Origin of the sequence: Solemya pervernicosa gill symbiont (assembly GCF_002020875.1) — a bacterium.
GTDB lineage: Bacteria > Pseudomonadota > Gammaproteobacteria.
Map to the genome: position 1 here is coordinate 1 of NZ_MPRL01000134.1, position 2,398 is coordinate 2,398.

4 protein-coding genes are annotated in these 2,398 nt (G+C 50.7%); all 4 read left to right on the forward strand.

Annotated elements, in window-relative coordinates; genetic code table 11:
- Positions 1–264: hypothetical protein (locus tag BOW52_RS17615; RefSeq protein ID WP_236725798.1), on the forward strand; the 264-nt coding region annotated here is incomplete at its 5' end.
- Positions 249–1,217, forward strand: coding sequence for a GGDEF domain-containing protein (locus BOW52_RS16595; RefSeq protein WP_078485199.1), 969 nt, complete (start codon positions 249–251; stop codon positions 1,215–1,217). The genes BOW52_RS17615 and BOW52_RS16595, both read left to right, overlap by 16 nt.
- Positions 1,218–1,226: 9 nt before the next feature.
- Positions 1,227–1,610, forward strand: coding sequence for a hypothetical protein (locus tag BOW52_RS16600; protein WP_078485200.1), 384 nt, complete (start codon positions 1,227–1,229; stop codon positions 1,608–1,610).
- Positions 1,611–1,659: 49 nt separating this feature from the next.
- Positions 1,660–2,043, forward strand: a complete 384-nt coding sequence (locus BOW52_RS16605; protein WP_078485201.1) for a YkgJ family cysteine cluster protein — start codon at positions 1,660–1,662, stop codon at positions 2,041–2,043.
- Positions 2,044–2,398 lie beyond the last annotated feature (355 nt).

Consider the following 2,398-nt stretch of genomic DNA (forward strand, 5'->3'; position numbering starts at 1 on the left):
TCTTCGTCGTTCGCTCGCGCTCTCAACTACGAATATGCAGACGGCGTCGACTATCGAGGACTAACCGCCCTCACTTCGCTCTCCATGGCGGTCAGCGATGGATATCTCTTCTCAAAACGGTCAGCCGTCTTCCTCGTGCTCTGGGACTGGCGGTGTGGCTATTTCAGGATTTCCAGTTATCGATTCATACAACTGCGAATGGTCGCAGCCGGAGCAGTGGGGTTTCTGGTGTGTGACGGAGAGCCGTTGTGGCAAATAGTTTAATCAGTATTAACGCCGAGCAGCTGGTGGAGCATGAGCTGCTCCGTGGTGAGAGCCCGGCCGCTGTTGAGTGGCTGCTCGATAGTATGGAGGAGCGTCGTCTGCAGTCGGGAGATGTCCTGCTTGAGACAGGCGAGGAGAATAAACGCTTCTATCTCATCTTCGAGGGGAGTGTGCGCGTTGAGCTGGAGGTTGAGGGGAAGATCGCCATCACTGAGCTGACAGCCGGAGGCTGTGTGGGTGAGCTCTCAGTGCTTGATGAGAAGGGTAGCGCGGCCCATGTGGTCGCCGATCAACCCACCATGCTGATGGCGATCAAGCGAGAAGATGTCTGGCGTCTGATCAATCGCTCGCACATCTTTGCCCGTAACCTGCTGCATACGCTCTCATCAAGGGTGCGTAACGACAACGACAGCCTGGGAGAATCGCTACTACTCCAGCGTCGCTGTGAGGAGAGTTCTCGCATCGACTTCTTGACTGGGCTTTTCAATCGACGTTGGCTCGATGAGATGTTGCCGCGTCTGGTCGAACGTTCAATGACTGGCAACAGTTCAATGGGGCTGATGTTGCTCGACATCGACCACTTTAAGAACTACAACGACAGCTACGGCCATCTTGCCGGGGATGAGGCGCTACGAATGGTCGCAGCAACCATCATCAATCACATTCGTCCCACCGACTCAGCAGTGCGATACGGCGGTGAAGAGTTTCTGGTGTTGCTACCAGAGACGGGTAAGGATGATGCAGTCGCCGGTGCCGAACGAATCCGTCAAGCGATTGGTGAGCTATCGATCAAGGGAGAGGATGGCAATCGACTGCCCGGAATTAGTATCTCTATTGGAGTGACCACCACTAACGGAGGTGGTCAGGACAGAGAGGGTATCGCCATTGCCGACAGGGCGCTCTACCAGGCCAAGTCGAGTGGGCGTGATCGAGTCGTGTTTTACAATAAATGAGAGTGAAGTATGGATTTGTATGAGTTGCCGTTTGCAAAAATTATTATTCTTCAGGATGACATTGCTGAAGTAATGATTAATGACGGTGTAGAGATAGATATGGATATGGTGCATCAATACCATGAGTTTTTGCTGTCGCACCTAAAGGCACCTTTTTCACTGCTGATTAACAAGATCAACTCATATACCTACGATTTCCAGGCTCAATTGGAGATAGCGACAATTAAAGAGATCAATGTGATGGCTGTTGTGGCTTATAGCCGAGTTACAAAGGTCGCTACAGAAACCCTGGCATCCTATCCGCGTAATGATGAGTGGAAGTTAAAGATATTTTCCGGACGAGATGAGGCGCTCTGTTGGTTGGTCGATGAGCAGAGTCGTCTAACAAATTAGATCGGGATGGACGGTATATGCCAACCAAACAATCGGAAATAGTCTGATCGTGAAAGGGTGTAATCAGTGCGGTAAGTGCTGCATTAACTACAGTAATGGTGGTCTCTCTGCTTCAGAAGATGAGATCGAATTCTGGTCCGAGTTCAGGCCTGACATCTATCGATATGTTCGTGATGGGGCTATCTGGGTAAACCCCGATACGGGCGAGCAGCTGACTCTCTGTCCCTGGCTCAATAAGCTGCCTAATCAGAACAAATATAGCTGCGACATCTATGAGGCCCGCCCTGATGATTGCAAGTACTACCCGGTGACTATCGAACAGATGGTCAAGGATGAGTGTGAAATGTTAGAGCCGCATGACATTGCGCGACCACGACAGGGGCAGAGGGCGTTGGATAGAGTTATGGCGGATAGCAGACCCGCTTGTAAGTAAGGCAGGTAGGGTCGAAGCCGTCTGGTTTAATAGTTGTTTCTATTTGGCGTGTCGTTGGGTCTCCCCAGCCGCTGACGTTTCTATAAATTCGTTTTAGTACTGATATCAGATTTCCTGATCAGCAAGCAATTCGACAATAATTGGGTCGAAGTACAGACTCGTCGGTAACTCTGCAAACCCGCAACCCTGCCTCAATAGACTTTACATTGACCCAGAATATTAATGATTAACTCTAACGGAAAATCGATGCATAATCGGTCGGGGAGTCGCTATTTTTGCGGAAGCTTGTTTTGGGCGTCCAAGCCCAAGCAAGCGGCAAATACTTAACGCGACCGTTTATGCCTACGGCGCCCCG